The organism is Larkinella insperata (assembly GCF_026248825.1).
GTDB lineage: Bacteria > Bacteroidota > Bacteroidia > Cytophagales > Spirosomataceae > Larkinella > Larkinella insperata.
Genome location: NZ_CP110973.1, coordinates 2,199,781 through 2,215,746 on the forward strand (window position 1 = coordinate 2,199,781; position 15,966 = coordinate 2,215,746).

The window sequence follows — 15,966 nt, forward strand, 5'->3', positions numbered from 1 at the left end:
GGGGTTAGATCATACCTCGCGCTTTTAATTCGAGGTATTTGTTAACGGTGTCGGCGGTTAAGTTCTGCGGAGCGGTCAGAATGGTTTGAATACCGTATTGCTGTAACTCTTTGACAATCTGTTTTTTTTCGTAATAAAATTTTTCGGCAATGGTTTTCTGGTAAACCGCTTCGGTAGTGTTGGCCGGGTTGCTGAGCAAACTTTTTAGTTCGGTATTTTCAAAAAAAACAACGATCAGCAAATGATCTTTCGCCAGCCGACGCAGGTAGGGAAGTTGCCGTTGGAGCGCGTTAACCGTCTCAAAGTTAGTAAAAAGCAGCAATAGGCTCCGTTGCCGGATGTGCTGCCGGATGCTGGCGTACAGTGCTTCGTAATCCGATTCCAGAAAGCGGGTTTTCTGCCGGTACAGCACGTCCAGAATCTTCTGTAGATGCCCGGGTCGGCGCTCGGCGGCCACCAACTGCCCAATTCGGTCGGAGAACGTCAGCAGACCGGCGCGGTCTTGTTTCCGGAGGGCGATGTTACTCAGTACCAGCGACGCGTTGATGGCGTAGTCCAGCAGGGTCAGTCTCTCAAATGGCGACTTCATGACGCGGCCTTTGTCGATGAGGCAGTAAATAGCCTGCGACTTTTCATCCTGAAAAGCATTGATCATGAGGTCACTCCGGCGGGCGGTTGCTTTCCAGTTGATGGTGCGCACATCGTCGCCCCGGCTGTAGGGCCGGACCTGTTCAAACTCCATGCTGTGCCCAATCCGCCGGACTTTCTTAATGCCCATTTCGGATAACCGGTTCGAAATTGCCAGGAGTTCGTATTGCCGCATTTGCAGGTAGGACGGAAAAACGGCAACGGTTTTATCCTGCGAAAACTGATACCGTCGTTTCAGCAACCGCAGCGCCGTCATGACGTAGACGTTGACGGCCCCGAAATGGTATTCTCCGCGTTTGGTGGGGCGCAATTCGTACCGGAGGGCTTTTGTTTCGTTGGGTTTCAGCGTGGCCGTAAACAAGACATCCCGTTTCTGAAACTGGAACGGGATTTCGTCGATAATCTCCACCGTCGTCTGGAACGAATAGCGGTTTTCCAGGTAAATCGTTACCGGATTTTCGTCGCCGTTTGAGAGCCGGTCGGGGAGTTCGCGCCGGGCAAAAAAAGCCGCTCGTCCGCTCCCGGTGCGAAACAGCATAACACCGTCGAACAGGCACAACGCGGCAAAAACCGCCAGCGCCAGTTTAACAAACGGAAAAATGACCGGAAAAACGTAGGCCGTAACAAACAGCAGGACGAACGTAATCAGGATCAGCCAAACCCGAACCGAGACATAAAGGGCGCGGAAGAAGGTCATCGTGGTACGTCAATCTTGTGCACCACCTGGCCGATAACCTCGTCGGCCGTGCCGCCTTCCATTTCGCGCTCGGGAGTGAGCAGAACGCGGTGCCGTAAAACGGGTGCGGCCAGTTCCTGCACGTCTTCGGGCGTTACAAAATCGCGGCCCCGGAGCGTCGCCAGGGCTTTCGAACTGTTCAGCAGCGCCACGGAGGCCCGGGGTGAGGCACCCAGAAAAAGCGATTTGTTGGAGCGGGTATTCTGCACAAGCTGGGCAATGTATTCGAGCAGCTTGTCTTCGATGTGCACCTGGTGAACCTGCGCCCGGAGCGCCCGCAACTGATCGGCCGTCAAGGCAGGCTGCACGGCTTCGACCGCATCGGTCAGATTCCGCCGTTCGTGGTGGCCTTTCAGGATGTTAACTTCTTCCAGAATCGTCGGATAACCAACCACCACCTTGAACAGAAACCGGTCGAGCTGGGCTTCGGGCAGGCGGTAAGTGCCTTCCTGCTCAACGGGATTTTGCGTTGCCAGCACCAGAAAGGGATCGGCCAGGGGGTAGGTGATGCCGTCGTTGGTCGCCTGCCGTTCTTCCATAACCTCAAACAAAGCCGCCTGCGTTTTGGCTGGGGCGCGGTTGATTTCGTCGATCAGCACGATGTTGGCGAAAATCGGGCCGCGCCGGTATTCGAACTCGGTGGTTTTGGGGTTGAAGATAGAAGTCCCCAGCACGTCGGACGGCATCAGGTCCGGCGTAAACTGAATCCGGCTGAAATCAACCGAAATGGTTTTGGCCAGCAGTTTGGCCATCAGCGTTTTAGCGACGCCGGGAACGCCCTCAATCAGCACGTGGCCGTCGGACAGCAGGGCCGTCAAAAGTAAGTCAATGGTGGGGTGCTGTCCGATGATAATCTTGCCGATTTCGGCGCGAATGGCATCGACGGCGGTTTTCAATTCGGTTAAATCCAGGCGGTTTTCGTAGGGAGACATGGTGTGAAATCGTGGTTATGCGTTCGCATGGGTATAAAAGTTTTCCATTAGTTCGTTCAGCCGGAGCAGATCGTATTCGCTCATTACCTGCTGTTGGGAAAAAGCAATCTGGCGAAACAGCGCCTGAACGTCCTGCTCCGAAACGCCACTTTTGCGGGCCAGCGTCTGTTTGAACTCTTCGTCGGGTACGGCCGTGTTCAAACCAAATTTTTCGCGGATAAACGCCAGCAGGTACTGGATTTTCTTCTGGGACAGGTTACTGTGATCGGCCCGCTGGTAATACAGACGGCCAACGGTCTGGACGAATTCCAATGAGGTGTTTTTCAGCGGCTCAACGACGGGAATAATGCGCTGGGTTCGTTTGCCCGCAAAAATAACGTACAACAGCAGCCCCAAAACGGTCAGGTAATAGGCCCAGGCCAGCGGTGGCTGCGAGATCACGTACCGCAGCAGCGACTGCTCATCGGTGTTAAACCGGCCCTGCTTCTGGTATTCATCCCAGTAAGTCGGGCGCGGGGGCAGGTACGACAGCGCCTTGTAGGGATAATCAGCCGTGGCGGAGTCGAGAACGTAAAAGTTGGTGAAAGCAATCGGCAGGTTGTGGATGTAAAAATCCCCTTTGCCGTAGCGAATTTTTAGAAAAATCGGCTCATTGCGGGCGTTGCGGCCCAAAACCGTGGTGTTGGCGGCTTTCGTTGTAACCAGGAAATTTCGGCCGTCGTCGTGCCGGAAGTGGTAATCAGCCTGTGCTTTCAGGGTTGGGTTGGTGAAGTTCATGCCCAGCGTTGTATCGCGGAGCGTGGGGGCTTTCAGCTCGGCCCGGAAGCCCAGCAGCATGGCCAGCGAATCCGGAAATTCGTATGCCGACAGAAAAGCCGCGTTGCCCTGGTTGACGTACGCCAGCAGCTTCTCCCGATCCGGGCGGTTCAGCCGCAGCGTATGGCAGACAAAAAGGTAATTGCTGCGGGCGGGGAGGGTGGTGTCGGCCAGATGGTTGTAAACCGGCAGACGCAAGCTCGTGACCGGTTGCTGATTCATTAGACCGGGCAGTAGGTCGAACGACACCTTCGTCCCAAACGGAATTTTGTCGCTGTTGATATACGTTGGATTCCAGTCGATGGGTTTCGGACGATAATATTCAAACAGCCCGTAAGCCACAACGGTTATCACCAGGAAAAGCAGGTATTTATTTGGTTTCAAACGGTAATGATTTAGGACTTAATGGATGCAAAAGCGGTTTGCGCCCGCATCCGGACGGGTTTAACTGCGCACGGCTTTCGTTGCAAGTTATCACAGAGTTAGAAAATCGCAACCCAACAAATTTTTATAACTTTCCTGCTCTCTATCCAAACTTAAAAGATTTATGAAAAAAGTTTTGTGGATTGTCGGCGCCCTGGCGGTGCTTGTTCTGGTCGCTTACTGGGGCATTCGTTCGTACACCAAATCGGCGAGCCCGGAGGCCACTGCCGAAATTAACCAGAATGGCGTTGATGTAAAAGTAGAATACTGCCAGCCCTATAAAAAAGGACGTAAAATTTTCGGCGGGCTGGTTCCCTACGGCCAGGTCTGGCGGACGGGCGCCAACGAAGCCACGGTGATTACCCTGGAACAGAACGTGACGGTGGCCGGGCAACCGCTCGACGAAGGAGAATATTCGCTCTGGACCATCCCCTCGGAAGGAAACTGGATCGTGATTTTCAACCGCGAAACCGGCCAGTGGGGAACCGATTACGACCAGACCAAGGATGTGTTGCGGGTGCCGGTGCTGTCGCGCAAACGCAGTGCCGTAGCCGAGCAGTTTTACATCAGTTTTGCCCCGCAATCGGGGGGTACGGACATGCTGCTGGCCTGGGATGAAACCGAAGCCGTGGTGCCAATTCGGGTGAGGACCAATGAATAAAAGCTTGCAAACCACCGGGCGGAGGATACGGGGTATGCCAGAGCGTTTCTTTTGCTCTTCGCTCCACCTTCTCTGCCCGGTGGTTTTAAGCTTGTGGGGATTCATTCCAACGGCGGGGGGCCAATCCCGGCCGCTGAGTCCACGTCTTGCCAATTACCAGATCACTGTTCAGCTGGATACCGATACGAAACAACTGTCGGGCAAGGAAACGCTGGTCTGGAAAAATCCGTCGAATGAAGCCATTAACGAACTGCAATTTCATTTGTACCTAAACGCCTTCCGCAACGATCAATCAACGTTCATGCGGGAGTCGGGCGGCCAGTTGCGGGGCGCTTTTATTGACAGAAATGACGAGGAATCGTATGGCTGGATTGATATTCTGTCGATGCAGGCCCGGCAAGCGTCGGGGAAAACGGAGGTACTGACCGGCAAATACCGGTTTATCCAGCCCGACGACGCCAATCCCGACGACCGCACGGTGATCAGCGTACCGCTCCGTCAGCCGCTTGGTCCGGGTCAAAGCATCACGCTCGACATTGATTTTCGGGCCAAGCTGCCCCGGATTTTCGCCCGGACGGGCTACAGCGACGATTTTTTTCTGGTGGCCCAGTGGTTTCCAAAAATTGGCGTTTATGAACCGCCCGGAACCCGGTATGCGGCTGCACACGGTCAGTGGAATTGCCACCAGTTTCACGCCAGCTCGGAGTTTTACGCCGACTACGGCGTGTATGACGTGACGCTGACAGTACCCAAAAACTTCCGGGTTGGGGCGACGGGCGGACTAAAGAGCGAACGGCAAAACAGCAACGGGACCAAAACCATGCGCTGGCGGGCCGAAGATGTCGTGGATTTTTCCTGGACGGCTTCCCCGGCTTTCACCATTTTTGAGGATCGCTGGCGGCACGTAGCCATTCGCGCCCTGATGCAACCCGAACACGCCAGCCAGGCGCAACGGCACATCGACGCGGCCAGGGTGGCGCTTGCTTACTTTGATAAACACCTCGGACGGTATCCGTTCACGACGCTCACGATTGTTGACCCGCCCGTGTCGGGGCTGGGGGCCGGGGGCATGGAATATCCGACCTTCATTACCGCCGGAACAAGCTGGGGAATGCCTGCGGGAGTGCGGCTGCCCGAGCAGGTTACCATCCACGAGTTTGGACATCAGTATTTTATGCAGTTGCTGGCGACCAACGAATTCGAAGAAGCGTGGATGGACGAGGGCTTTAATCAGTATTACGAAGGCCGGATCATGGACGAAACCTACGGGCCGAAATCCTCCATAATCGATCTGTTTGGGTACCGGATGGGCAACCTGGAAGCATCGCGCAATTCGTACGTTCACCTCGATCATCCGGCGATTGCTCCCTCGTTTGGCAATGTCTGGCAGTTGCCCGACGCCTATTACGGCGAACTGACGTACTTCAAACCGGCCACCTGGCTGCGGACCCTCGATGGCCTGGTGGGGCGCCCGGTGATGGACGAAATCATGCGGACGTATTTCAACCGCTGGCAGTTCAAACACCCCAATGCCAAAGATTTTATTGCGATTGCCAACGAAGTCGTTGCCCGGCGGCTTGGCAACCGCTTGGGACCAGACCTGAACTGGTTTTTCGATCAGGTGCTTTACGGTACGCAGGTCTGTGATTACGAGTTGCATGCGGTTCGAAGCGTCCGGCAGGGTAATGCGTTTCGTTCGGTCATTACGGTTTATCGGCGGGGCAATGCGCAACTGCCGGTCGAGGTGCTGGTGCATTTTGAGGATGGCAACGAACAACTCCTGCGTTGGGACGGCAAAGCCAGCGTGCATACGTTTACCCTAACGAAGCCAACCCGGGTGCAATGGGCTAAAGTTGATCCGCAACAGAAGGTTTACATCGACGTCAATCTGAATAACAACAGCTTTACCGTACGGCCACCCGCCAGCCCGGCGGCCAAGTACGCGGCAAAACTGATGTTCTGGGCGCAAAACTGGATGCAGTGGCTGGCGTGGATGGTGTAAACAAACGATGCCCCGGAAGGATGGTCAACAGCCTCTACAGAAACGGATTATGGTAATTTTGAGCAGTTTTCAGCTGATCCGGCGTTCGTGGCGCATGGTACTGTGGCTCTACGGGGTTAATTTCCTGATGAGCCTGCTGGTCTTATTGCCCGCTTACGCAACGTTTCGGCGGGATATGGGTGCCTCGCTGGAGTACCTCAAACTGTTAAACGGCTTCGATTTTACGGTTTATTCGGATTTCCGGCACAACCACGGATCGGCTACCAATTCGTTACTGACCGTTGGTTTCTGGCTGGGTCTGCTTTATTTGTTGATTAGCGTATTTTTTACGGGAGGCCTGTTGCAGCAGGTTGCTTCCGCCACCGATCGTCGCCAGACCTTTCGGTTAAGCCGGTTTCTAGCCGCCGGTGCGCAGGGTTTCGGACGGTTTTTTCGGTTATTTCTGTGCGTGTCCAGCTTTATTTTCTTGCTTTCGGTTGTCTTTCTGCTCGCGGGCGGCCTTAGTGCTTTGGCGCTGACCAAGACGCTGAACGAAGAGGAGTTGAGTTATGTAGCGCTGGCCTTCCTGCTGGTCTTTGCCCTGTCGGCCCTCTTGGCGCTTTGTGTCGGCGATTACGCCAAAATCCGGCTGTTTCGACGCGATGAAACCCGCGCGGTTTTCGCTTTTTGGGTATCCATGCGGTTTTTGTTTTCCCGCGTTCGGGTAACTTTCGGCAACTATCTACTGCTGATTGGCGTTGGTTTAGCCTGCTTCGGGGTCTATTTTCTGCTTGAGTCGTGGATCGTCACCCGCGGCTGGGCGGAAATCGCGCTCCTGTTTCTGATCCAGCAACTCTTTATCATTTCCAGAACCTTCCTGAAAGTCTGGGTCTTAGCCACCGCAACGGTTGTTTTTACAGAGCAGGAAAAACAACCGACGATTTCGCCAGCCCGGTAAATAAAAGCCTGGATTCGGTACTACCTTTGTGCAGTAGCTTGATCAAATGTGGCTAAATCGATAACTTGCCAACTATTATTTTTTCCTGATCTTTTTTTGCCAAACGAATGCAGTCGACTGTTCCTCCCCCGCCGAAAGTATCCTATAAATCCTTATTCGGTCTTCCCGTTATTGTAGCCGCGTTAGGCTATTTCGTAGACATCTACGATCTGTTGCTGTTTGGTATTGTTCGCGTGCCCAGCCTGAGAGACCTGGGGTTAAACGACGAGCAGATTTCCCGCGTGGGGGCCAACATCATCAACTGGCAAATGGGCGGTTTGCTCCTGGGTGGTATTCTCTGGGGGGTTCTGGGCGACAAACGCGGGCGGCTTTCGGTGCTGTTCGGGTCCATCGTTACCTATTCACTGGCCAACATTGCGTGCGGTTTCATCGACAAGGTTACGTTTATGGATCCGACGGATTACTACGCCCTGATGCGGTTTGTTGCCGGGATTGGACTAGCTGGTGAACTGGGCGCCGGTATTACGCTCGTCTCGGAGGTACTGCCGAAGCAACTGCGGGCCATTGGTACGTCGCTGGTGGCTGGGGTGGGTCTGTTCGGAGCCGTTTTTGCTTATTTCACTGTTGAATTGTTTAACTGGCAAAACGCGTTCTTCGTGGGCGGAGCCATGGGAATCGGGTTGTTGTTGCTGCGCGTTGGCGTGATCGAATCGGGAATGTTTACGGAAGTATCCGAACAGAAACACGTTCAGAAGGGTAATTTTCTGGCATTCTTTACCAGCCGGGACCGGTTTTCCCGCTACATGAAGTGCATCGGCATCGGACTCCCTACCTGGTTTGTCATCGGCATTCTGGCGACGTTCAGCAACGAATTTGGAAAAGCCTTCGGCATTGCGGAACCCGTCAAGCCGGGCCTGACCATCATGTGGTGCTACGTGGGGCTGGCGTTCGGTGATTTAGCCAGCGGGATTATTAGCCAGGGACTGCAATCGCGTAAACGGGCGGTGTCTTTGCTGATGGGCTTCACGTTACTGGTTAGCTTGATTTATATCTTTGCTGCACCCAAAACGGTAAATGGCCTGTACATGTATTTTCTGGCCATGGGCTTCGGTATTGGCTATTGGGCCATGTTCGTCACCATTGGTGCCGAACAATTTGGCACCAACCTGCGGGCTACGGCCGCCACGACGGTACCGAACATGGTTCGCGGAATGGTTATTCTCATGACGAGCCTTTATACGTACCTGAAACCGTCGGTCGATGTCATCAATGCCGGGATTGTGGTCGGCATTCTGAGCTTTGCCATTGGTTTTTATTCCATCCTGACGATTCCGGAAACCCACGGTAAAGATTTGAATTATCTGGAGGAGTAAAGCTCCTTTCGTCTGCTTGTATGAATCCTGCTTCACCTGCCGTATCCTTCCGGCCGTTGTTTTCGCTGCCGGTTATCGTGGCCGCTTTGGGCTATTTCGTGGATGTCTACGATCTGCTTTTGTTTAACATTGTCCGGGTACCGAGCCTGAAAGACCTGGGGCTGGACGAGAAACAAATCTCCATCATTGGCGGAACGGTTTTGAACTGGCAGCAGGCCGGGTTGTTGCTAGGGGGCGTTTTATGGGGGATTCTGGGCGACAAACGCGGGCGGCTTTCGGTGCTGTTTGGGTCCATCGTTACCTATTCACTGGCCAACATTGCCTGCGGGTTTGTGCAGGACGCCAACACCTACGCACTCTTGCGGTTTGTGGCCGGGCTGGGACTGGCCGGGGAACTGGGCGCCGGTATTACCCTGGTTTCCGAAATTCTTCCGAAGGAACTCCGGGGCTACGGTACGTCGTTGGTTGCGGGGGTGGGCCTGTTCGGAGCCGTGGTTGCGTACTTCACCGTGGTGCTGTTTGATTGGCGGACGACCTACTTCATCGGGGGCGGCCTGGGGTTGGTTTTACTGTTGCTGCGGGTGTCGGTATTCGAGTCGAGTATGTTTCTCCGGATGAAAGAGCAAACCGTTCAGCGTGGTAATTTCTGGTCGCTGTTTACCCATTCCAGACGGCTTTTGACCTATCTGCGGTGCATGGGGCTGGCCGTTCCGACTTATTTTGTTATCGGTATTCTGGCGACGTTCAGTAACGAATTCGCCAAAGCGCTGGGCATCTCGGAGCCGATTGCACCCGGGCGCGTCGTGATGTTTACCTACGTCGGTATGGGCGTTGGCGATTTGATCAGCGGCCCGCTGAGCCAGTGGTTTCGGTCCCGTCGACGGGCGATCGGGGCTTTAATGCTGCTCAATTTGGTCTTTGTGGCGATTTATTTGTTTGCCGGAATCGCGTCGATTCCGCTTTTCTATACCGTTTGCGTTATCCTCGGTTTTTCAATTGGCTACATCGCGCTGTTTCTAACCGTGTCGGCCGAGCATTTCGGAACCAACTTACGCTCGACGGCTACCACCTCTATCGCCAACAATGTGCGGGCCACCACATTACTAACGATTCCGCTTTTCCAGTCGCTCAAGCCATCGGTAGGGGTGATCGGCTCGGCAGCCGTTGTGGCCCTGCTCTGCTTCCTGATCAGTTTCTGGTCGCTGGCGACGCTGGACGAAACGTATGGCAAGGATTTAAATTACGTCGAATAGACCGGAACCATCCCGTTCAGGACCGCTTATCCTGTTTTTCCGCCATTGCTCCCAACATCCCGCTCCGGGGGCGGGTGCGTTGCATCTTTTCGGTGAATTTAGATCAGTAAACAACAAATCTAACGAACACCATGAAAACGATTGTCCGCACGGCCAATGCCCTTTTGCTGGGCGCCCTTCTGTTGGTAGGAAACACTTCCTTCGCTCAAAACAGTTCTAATGATAAGCCTTTCCTGGTTGCAACTTACCCATCGGCGAATCCGATGAAGTTGTGGATGAACGTCCAGCGGAACGATCCCAAATGCAAGATTGTCGTGCGGCTGCTCGACGAGAAAAACCGGCTGGTGTACTCGGGAACCATGCCCAGAAGCAGAGACAAATACCGTCAGCGGTTCGACATGAGTAGCATGACGGACGGTACCTATACGCTGCAGATCACGGATGGCCGCGAAACCGTCGAAAAATCGTTTCAGGTCAAAACGTCTGGTATCATGGAGCGCTCTACGCAACGCGTGTTGACCGTCGTTCCGGCCAACGAACAATTGACCAGCCTGAAATAACCATAAATTGCTTATACTTGGCTTGGTAGGAGCGGGGAACTTAGTTCTCTTTGGTCCAGGAGGTGTAAGCGGAGGGTTTCACATGGCGCCGGATCAACTGGGTTGATCCCTCGTTGTACTCCGCCATATCGCCCCGCTCTAATTTATATTCTTTCATTTTGTCCAACAGGCCCGATTTCTGGAGGATGAAGTTCACAGTGCCCTCTTCGACAATAACCTGACTCGACTGTTTTTTTCGGTTGACGTACACGCGGGCTTCCTGGGTTTCGGTTACGACGTGGTTGCCCGTGTGAATTTGTAGCCGAAAACCGAGCGGTTGCCTGGCGACCAGTACCACGGCTTCTCCGTTCAGCCAGATTTTCCGGTTAGGCCCCGACCAATCGGATGAAACCTTGACGGTGGAGTTCTTTCTGAGAATAACGGCGGATTTATCCGGCAATAAAATGTGCCTATATGGTTTGTCGCCGGATTGGTAGACGGCATCTGCGGGTAATTGGGCCTGACGAAGCAATCGGATACTGAAGCCCAATGCAATGATGCACGTAACCCAGATGGCAATCCGGATCACCTGTTGCCACACGGTGCGGTAAAGTGGAAGCTCGGGTTCGGTGGGTACGTGTTTGGTTTGCTGGGAGATATCCAGCCACATCCGCTGCCAGTTGGGAGAATCGACATCGGTAACGCAGGGATTATTCCATTGCTTCCGCATCAAGCCACGTAGGTATGCTTCGTTATCCGGATTTTGCAGCCAGCCAATCACCCATTGCTCTTCCTCGCGGTTGCATTCGTTCCGAACGTATTTAACCAGCAAATCCTCCATATTACCAAGTGGTTGATTGGTTGTGAATTGCTCCGCACGCGCCTTGGCGGGGCCGTTTCTTCAACCGATCAATCACGATTTAATAGGTATGTCGTTCAAAATAAGTACCCAGCGTGTTGTAAGCCTGATTCAGGTGGTCGTCGACGGTTCGGGTCGAAAGGTTCATGCGGTCCGCAATTTGTTGCGACGTATAGCCTTCGTGCCGACTCAGCAAGTAGATTTCGCGACGGCGTGGGGAAAGTTGCGCCACCGCCTGCTGGTACAGTAATTCCAATTCCTGATAGAGTACCTCTTCTTCCGTATCAGAACCCGACTGCGTGGTCAGCCGCTGCAAAATTTCCTTGGGCTGGCATTGACTGTGCCGTTCGCGAAAACTGGATAGCACCAGACCGTAGGTGATGGTGAACAAATAGCCGTTCAAGGGAATATCTTCGTCTAGCGTATTGCGACGCTCCCAGAGTGAAGTAAACACATCGCGCACAACCTGTTGAGCGGCTTCCGGTGATTTAAGGATGCTTACCGCGAAATAATAAATTCGTTGCACGTAGCGGTCATAAACACGCCGAAAAGCCGTTGGGTCAGCATTCCTAAGTTGTCGAAGAAGTGTTTGTTCAGCTTGCATTCTGAATACACATTTTTAACAAGTGCCCGCCAGAGAAATAGTTATCGGACAAAAAAATCAACGAATTAGTCAACAAAGTTTAGTCTATTTCAACTCCGGCATCCTTCTCTAAGTCCTTTACACCTTTCCCGTTTACTACTTTAGTAAACGGTAGTTGCTGACGCTATGTAATACATTAAAGCATCTATTCGGGCCTGATGGGAAGCTAAAAGGCTCTCAATATCTAAAAAAGGCAGAATATGAATGTAGCTACACTTAATCAGACATACTGGCATTTTTATCCATCGGTCCTGAAAAGAACAGATTTGTTCAGAGGGCAATTAACGGGTTTGAACTTACTAAAAATTTCGGTATTCTGCATACTTTTACCGAAAAAGCCGTTAGTTTTATTAGCTATTGTCCTATCTAATCCAGATTTGATTCAAAACAAACCACACGCATGACATTACAAGATTTCACGGAGGAGATTCGGCGCCGGGTGAGCGCGGACAGCAGCTTTGATGCAACGGTCAAACTGGCGACCGATCAGGGAGTTATTTACATCGACGGGCGGCAGTCGCCCCCGGTGGTTTCCAACGAAGATGCCGAAGCGGATAGTACCATCAAAGTTTCCCTGAGCGATTTGCAGAAACTCGGCACGGGCGAATTGAATCCCATGACGGCTTTCATGTTTGGCAAACTGAAAGTATCGGGCGATATGGGCCTCGCCATGAAAATTGGCCAGAAACTCAGTTAGCGTTTTGCCATTTCTGATTCCCAATTCCTGAATCCATGAAATTCTCTTTCTCGCGTCGAAAATTCCTGCAGGGAAGCGCCCTGGCGGCTGCCGGTTTTACCATCGTGCCGCGTCATGTGCTGGGTGGCCCCGGTTACGTAGCGCCCAGCGACAAGCTGAACATAGCCGCCGTCGGGTGTGGCGGTAAGGCCGACGTGAACATCCGTTTGGCCTACAACAACGGTTCGGCCAACATCGTGGCGCTGTGTGATGTTGACGACCGGCAGGCGAAGAAATACCGCGCCCAGTTTGCGCAGGCCCCTTATTTTCGGGACTACCGCCAGCTGTTCGACAAGGAAGCGAAAAATTTCGATGCCGTAATCATCTCCACGCCCGACCACATGCACGCTCCCATTGCGATGGCGGCCATGCAATTGGGCAAGCATGTATACTGCGAAAAACCGTTGACGCACGATATTTACGAAGCCCGGATGCTGACCGAAGCCGCCCGCAACTACAAGGTGGTGACGCAAATGGGCAACCAGGGCAGCAGCGGGGATGACACGCGTAAAATAGAAACCTGGATTCAGAAAGGTGTTATTGGCCCGGTGCACACCATCAATTGCTGGACCAACCGGCCGGTATGGCCGCAGGGTGTCCGGTCACCTAAAGACCGGGGCGAATCGCAGCCGGTGCCGTCGGAGGTGGATTGGGATTTGTGGCTGGGAACGGCTCCCCTGCGCAGTTACCACGAAGCCTACATGCCGACCCGCTGGCGCGGCTACTGGGATTTTGGAACCGGGGCGCTGGGCGATATGGGCTGTCATTTCATGGACGTACCCTTCCGGGCGCTGAAGCTAAAATACCCGACTTCGGTGGAATGCAGCGTTGGGTCGGTGTATTCAGACTTCTTCGTGGAAGCGTTCTACGACGATGTTTGTCCGCCCTCATCGGCCATTCACCTGACTTTCCCGTCGGACAACCGCAAGGTGAACGAAATCAAGTTCTCGTGGTACGATGGCGGTATTCGCCCGCAAGTGCCGGAAGGAATTCCGTACGAAAAAGTATTTACGAGCATCGACGGCGGGATGATGTTTATTGGCAGCAAGGGTATTCTGGTGGCTGAGTTGTTTGGCAACAATCCGCGGCTATTTCCGGAAGAGAAGTTTGAGGGCAAAAAGCTGCCCGACGCCGAAAAACCGTTGGTCGAAGGCAAAACGGAGGGGCACCAGCAGCAATGGGTGAAAGCCTGCAAGCAGGGGTACGGCGCGTACACGAGTTCGTCGTTTGAGGAAGCTGGTCCGCTAACTGAAACCGTCCTGATGGGCAACCTCGCCACGCGCAGTTACATGCACCGGGAGGCCAGGGCCGACGGTGGGTACAGCTTTCCCGGCCGCAAAAAGCTTTTCTGGGACGGTGCCAACATGAAAATCACGAACTTTGATTACGCCAACCAGTTTGTGAAGCGGCAGTACCGGGGGCGTTATTCCCTTTGAAAAACCAGTAAAAAAGCCGGCCCGGTCGGGACCATACTGTCTTGCTGACCGGGCCGGCTTTCTTATGAGTTTGTTTTGCGAACCGCCACGGCTTCAATCTCAATCAAAAAACCGTAGTGCAGCTTGTTGGTCGGCACCACGGCGCGGGCGGGTTTGTGTTCTCCAAAAAAACTAGCGTACAGCGCATTGACCGGCTCCCACAGCCCAATGTCAGCGATGTAAACCGTTGTTTTCAAAACGTGATTCAGGTCGCTTCCGGCGGCTTCCAGAACGGCTTTCACATTTTCCAGCACCTGACGGCTCTGGTCTTCGATCGACCCGGTAATTTTTTCCTTTGTAACGGGATGAATCGGCAATTGACCAGATACAAAAATCAGGTCGTTCCAGACGGTGGCCTGGGTATAATGCCCGGCGGGAAGTGGAGCGTTGGGCGTTTCGACGAATTGAATCATGTGGAAAGACACAAAAAGGGAGACCTGCGACAAAAAATAACAAAACCCGAATGAGAGGTCTTTGCTCTTTTATCTCAGTTCTTTATTCCCCTAACTGTTTCAAATAGAGCTGAATGGTATTCTCAAGACCGAAGTACAGCGCGTCGCTGATGAGCGCGTGTCCAATGGAAACTTCCAGCAAACCGGGAACGGACTGCTGAAAATACCGCAGGTTTTCCAGGCTCAGGTCGTGGCCGGCGTTAAGGCCCAGCCCCAATTGGTTGGCAACCTGAGCGGCTTTAACAAAAGGAGCAACGGCGGCCGCCCGGTCATCGGGGTAATGGGTGGCATACGGTTCGGTATACAACTCAATCCGGTCGGTGCCGACTTCCTTGGCGCCCTCGACCATGCGTTCGTCGGCATCCACGAAAATCGAAACCCGGATTCCCAGGTCCTTGAATCGTTTGACCAGATCCGTCAGATGAGCCCGGTGCGTAAGGGTATCCCAGCCCGCGTTGGAGGTAATGGCATCTACGGCGTCGGGTACGAGCGTCACCTGCTCGGGCCGGACGCGGGAAACCAGTTCAATAAACCGGGCGTCGGGGTTTCCTTCAATGTTGAATTCGGTGGTTACAACCTCCTTCAAATCCAGAACGTCCTGGTACCGGATGTGCCGTTCGTCGGGGCGCGGGTGGACCGTGATGCCCTGAGCACCAAACCGCTCGCAGTCGAGCGCTACGTTGACCACATTCGGATTGTTGCCGCCCCGCGAATTCCGGAGCGTGGCAATTTTATTGATGTTTACGCTCAAACGAGTCATTAGCTGAGTGATGAATTAAGAGTTATGAGGGATGAATTGTAACAAGCCGTCCTCGTTTTTGTAACTTTGCCCAACTTTCAATGGTTCCGGAGTTGATAAACTCTTCACTCATAACGCTTAATTCATCACTCAAAAGTATGTCGCTGAAACAACAGATTGATACGGATATCAAAGAAGCAATGAAGGCCAAGGATCAGGATCGGCTGCGGGCGTTGCGGGCCATCAAGTCGCTGATTTTGCTGGAAGAAACCAAAGATGGTTCGGCCGGGGGCGACCTGAAGCCTGAAGATGAAATTAAACTCCTAACCAAAGCCGTTAAGCAACGGAAGGATTCGGCTGATATCTACCGCACGCAGAGCCGCGAGGACCTTCTGCAGGCCGAGCTGGCGGAAATTGCCGTCATTGAGAAATACCTGCCGCAGCAGCTTTCGGAAGAGGAACTGAAAAGCCGTTTGCAGGAGATCATCGCCCGGGTAGGCGCATCCGGATCGTCGGATTTGGGCAAAGTGATGGGCGTTGCCACCAAAGAACTGGCGGGGCAGGCCGACGGGAAAGCCATTTCGGCCACGGTAAAAAGTTTACTATCTTAAGGGGATTAATGGTTTTGGATGGTTAAAATGGTCAGATTGTTGAAAGATTATTTTCCAGTACTTAGCGGCATGATGCCTCAACTGTACACCATCCACGTATTTTTTTCCATATAACCATTCAAAACCATTTT

General features: G+C 53.3%; 16 protein-coding genes. 9 read left to right on the forward strand and 7 right to left on the reverse strand.

What is annotated here, in order from left to right:
* Nucleotides 1-4: 4 nt before the first annotated feature.
* The 3 genes from OQ371_RS08985 to OQ371_RS08995 are packed head-to-tail and all read right to left on the reverse strand — an operon-like array spanning nucleotide 5 to nucleotide 3,516.
* A complete protein-coding gene (locus OQ371_RS08985) occupies nucleotides 5-1,345 on the reverse strand; it encodes a DUF58 domain-containing protein (RefSeq protein ID WP_265993433.1) in 1,341 nt (446 codons plus the stop codon).
* Nucleotides 1,342-2,316, reverse strand: coding sequence for an AAA family ATPase (locus tag OQ371_RS08990; RefSeq protein WP_265993434.1), 975 nt, complete (start codon nucleotides 2,314-2,316; stop codon nucleotides 1,342-1,344). Before OQ371_RS08990 ends, OQ371_RS08985 begins: the two co-directional genes overlap by 4 nt.
* A 15-nt stretch (nucleotides 2,317-2,331) precedes the next feature.
* A complete protein-coding gene (locus OQ371_RS08995; protein ID WP_265993435.1) occupies nucleotides 2,332-3,516 on the reverse strand; it encodes a DUF4350 domain-containing protein in 1,185 nt (394 codons plus the stop codon).
* A 163-nt stretch (nucleotides 3,517-3,679) separates the two neighbouring features.
* Here OQ371_RS08995 and OQ371_RS09000 point away from each other — a divergent pair, with 163 nt between their 5' ends.
* The 6 genes from OQ371_RS09000 to OQ371_RS09025 all read left to right on the forward strand — a co-directional run bounded on the left by OQ371_RS09000 (nucleotide 3,680) and on the right by OQ371_RS09025 (nucleotide 10,341).
* The gene (locus OQ371_RS09000) at nucleotides 3,680-4,216 is read left to right on the forward strand and encodes a DUF2911 domain-containing protein (protein ID WP_265993436.1); all 537 of its coding nucleotides are present in this window, start codon (nucleotides 3,680-3,682) and stop codon (nucleotides 4,214-4,216) included.
* A 34-nt stretch (nucleotides 4,217-4,250) separates the two neighbouring features.
* Nucleotides 4,251-6,218, forward strand: a complete 1,968-nt coding sequence (locus OQ371_RS09005; RefSeq protein ID WP_265993437.1) for a M1 family metallopeptidase — start codon at nucleotides 4,251-4,253, stop codon at nucleotides 6,216-6,218.
* 7 nt (nucleotides 6,219-6,225) lie between these two features.
* Nucleotides 6,226-7,155, forward strand: a complete 930-nt coding sequence (locus OQ371_RS09010; protein ID WP_265993438.1) for a hypothetical protein — start codon at nucleotides 6,226-6,228, stop codon at nucleotides 7,153-7,155.
* Between the two features lie 107 nt (nucleotides 7,156-7,262).
* Nucleotides 7,263-8,528, forward strand: a complete 1,266-nt coding sequence (locus OQ371_RS09015; protein WP_265993439.1) for an MFS transporter — start codon at nucleotides 7,263-7,265, stop codon at nucleotides 8,526-8,528.
* Nucleotides 8,529-8,548: 20 nt separating this feature from the next.
* Nucleotides 8,549-9,781 (forward strand): MFS transporter, encoded by a 1,233-nt coding sequence (locus OQ371_RS09020; protein WP_265993440.1) that lies wholly within the window; start codon nucleotides 8,549-8,551, stop codon nucleotides 9,779-9,781.
* Nucleotides 9,782-9,912: 131 nt separating this feature from the next.
* The gene (locus tag OQ371_RS09025) at nucleotides 9,913-10,341 is read left to right on the forward strand and encodes a T9SS type A sorting domain-containing protein (protein ID WP_265993441.1); all 429 of its coding nucleotides are present in this window, start codon (nucleotides 9,913-9,915) and stop codon (nucleotides 10,339-10,341) included.
* A gap of 40 nt (nucleotides 10,342-10,381) precedes the next feature.
* On the opposite strand, the gene OQ371_RS09030 is transcribed toward OQ371_RS09025, so the two are convergent.
* Entirely contained in the window at nucleotides 10,382-11,161 is a 780-nt protein-coding gene (locus tag OQ371_RS09030; protein ID WP_265993442.1) for a FecR family protein, read from the reverse strand.
* A 79-nt stretch (nucleotides 11,162-11,240) separates the two neighbouring features.
* Complete coding sequence (locus OQ371_RS09035) at nucleotides 11,241-11,783, reverse strand: RNA polymerase sigma-70 factor (protein WP_265993443.1); 543 nt, start codon at nucleotides 11,781-11,783, stop codon at nucleotides 11,241-11,243.
* A gap of 439 nt (nucleotides 11,784-12,222) precedes the next feature.
* On the opposite strand from OQ371_RS09035, the gene OQ371_RS09040 reads away from it, so the two are divergent.
* Both OQ371_RS09040 and OQ371_RS09045 read left to right on the forward strand, forming a co-directional pair.
* The gene (locus OQ371_RS09040) at nucleotides 12,223-12,519 is read left to right on the forward strand and encodes an SCP2 sterol-binding domain-containing protein (RefSeq protein WP_265993444.1); all 297 of its coding nucleotides are present in this window, start codon (nucleotides 12,223-12,225) and stop codon (nucleotides 12,517-12,519) included.
* 35 nt (nucleotides 12,520-12,554) lie between these two features.
* Complete coding sequence (locus tag OQ371_RS09045) at nucleotides 12,555-13,994, forward strand: Gfo/Idh/MocA family protein (protein WP_265993445.1); 1,440 nt, start codon at nucleotides 12,555-12,557, stop codon at nucleotides 13,992-13,994.
* Between the two features lie 62 nt (nucleotides 13,995-14,056).
* Here OQ371_RS09045 and OQ371_RS09050 read toward each other — a convergent pair whose 3' ends face one another.
* Both OQ371_RS09050 and OQ371_RS09055 read right to left on the reverse strand, forming a co-directional pair.
* On the reverse strand, nucleotides 14,057-14,446 hold the full coding sequence (locus tag OQ371_RS09050) for a RidA family protein (protein ID WP_265993446.1): 390 nt from the start codon (nucleotides 14,444-14,446) through the stop codon (nucleotides 14,057-14,059).
* Nucleotides 14,447-14,528: 82 nt separating this feature from the next.
* Complete coding sequence (locus OQ371_RS09055; protein ID WP_265993447.1) at nucleotides 14,529-15,245, reverse strand: pyridoxine 5'-phosphate synthase; 717 nt, start codon at nucleotides 15,243-15,245, stop codon at nucleotides 14,529-14,531.
* Between the two features lie 137 nt (nucleotides 15,246-15,382).
* Between OQ371_RS09055 and OQ371_RS09060 the strand changes: the two genes are divergently transcribed.
* Entirely contained in the window at nucleotides 15,383-15,835 is a 453-nt protein-coding gene (locus OQ371_RS09060) for a GatB/YqeY domain-containing protein (protein WP_265993448.1), read from the forward strand.
* The last annotated feature ends 131 nt before the right edge of the window (nucleotides 15,836-15,966 follow it).

Coding starts and splice junctions, on each gene's coding strand:
- OQ371_RS09015 (WP_265993439.1), top strand. CDS start 7,263: ATGCAGTCGACTGTTCCTCCCCCGCCGAAAGTATCCTATAAATCCTTA.
- OQ371_RS09045 (WP_265993445.1), top strand. CDS start 12,555: ATGAAATTCTCTTTCTCGCGTCGAAAATTCCTGCAGGGAAGCGCCCTG.
- OQ371_RS09060 (WP_265993448.1), top strand. CDS start 15,383: ATGTCGCTGAAACAACAGATTGATACGGATATCAAAGAAGCAATGAAG.
- OQ371_RS09010 (WP_265993438.1), top strand. CDS start 6,226: ATGCCCCGGAAGGATGGTCAACAGCCTCTACAGAAACGGATTATGGTA.
- OQ371_RS09050 (WP_265993446.1), bottom strand. CDS start 14,446: ATGATTCAATTCGTCGAAACGCCCAACGCTCCACTTCCCGCCGGGCAT.
- OQ371_RS09040 (WP_265993444.1), top strand. CDS start 12,223: ATGACATTACAAGATTTCACGGAGGAGATTCGGCGCCGGGTGAGCGCG.
- OQ371_RS08985 (WP_265993433.1), bottom strand. CDS start 1,345: ATGACCTTCTTCCGCGCCCTTTATGTCTCGGTTCGGGTTTGGCTGATC.
- OQ371_RS09030 (WP_265993442.1), bottom strand. CDS start 11,161: ATGGAGGATTTGCTGGTTAAATACGTTCGGAACGAATGCAACCGCGAG.
- OQ371_RS09005 (WP_265993437.1), top strand. CDS start 4,251: ATGCCAGAGCGTTTCTTTTGCTCTTCGCTCCACCTTCTCTGCCCGGTG.
- OQ371_RS09055 (WP_265993447.1), bottom strand. CDS start 15,245: ATGACTCGTTTGAGCGTAAACATCAATAAAATTGCCACGCTCCGGAAT.
- OQ371_RS09020 (WP_265993440.1), top strand. CDS start 8,549: ATGAATCCTGCTTCACCTGCCGTATCCTTCCGGCCGTTGTTTTCGCTG.
- OQ371_RS09025 (WP_265993441.1), top strand. CDS start 9,913: ATGAAAACGATTGTCCGCACGGCCAATGCCCTTTTGCTGGGCGCCCTT.
- OQ371_RS09035 (WP_265993443.1), bottom strand. CDS start 11,783: ATGCAAGCTGAACAAACACTTCTTCGACAACTTAGGAATGCTGACCCA.
- OQ371_RS09000 (WP_265993436.1), top strand. CDS start 3,680: ATGAAAAAAGTTTTGTGGATTGTCGGCGCCCTGGCGGTGCTTGTTCTG.
- OQ371_RS08990 (WP_265993434.1), bottom strand. CDS start 2,316: ATGTCTCCCTACGAAAACCGCCTGGATTTAACCGAATTGAAAACCGCC.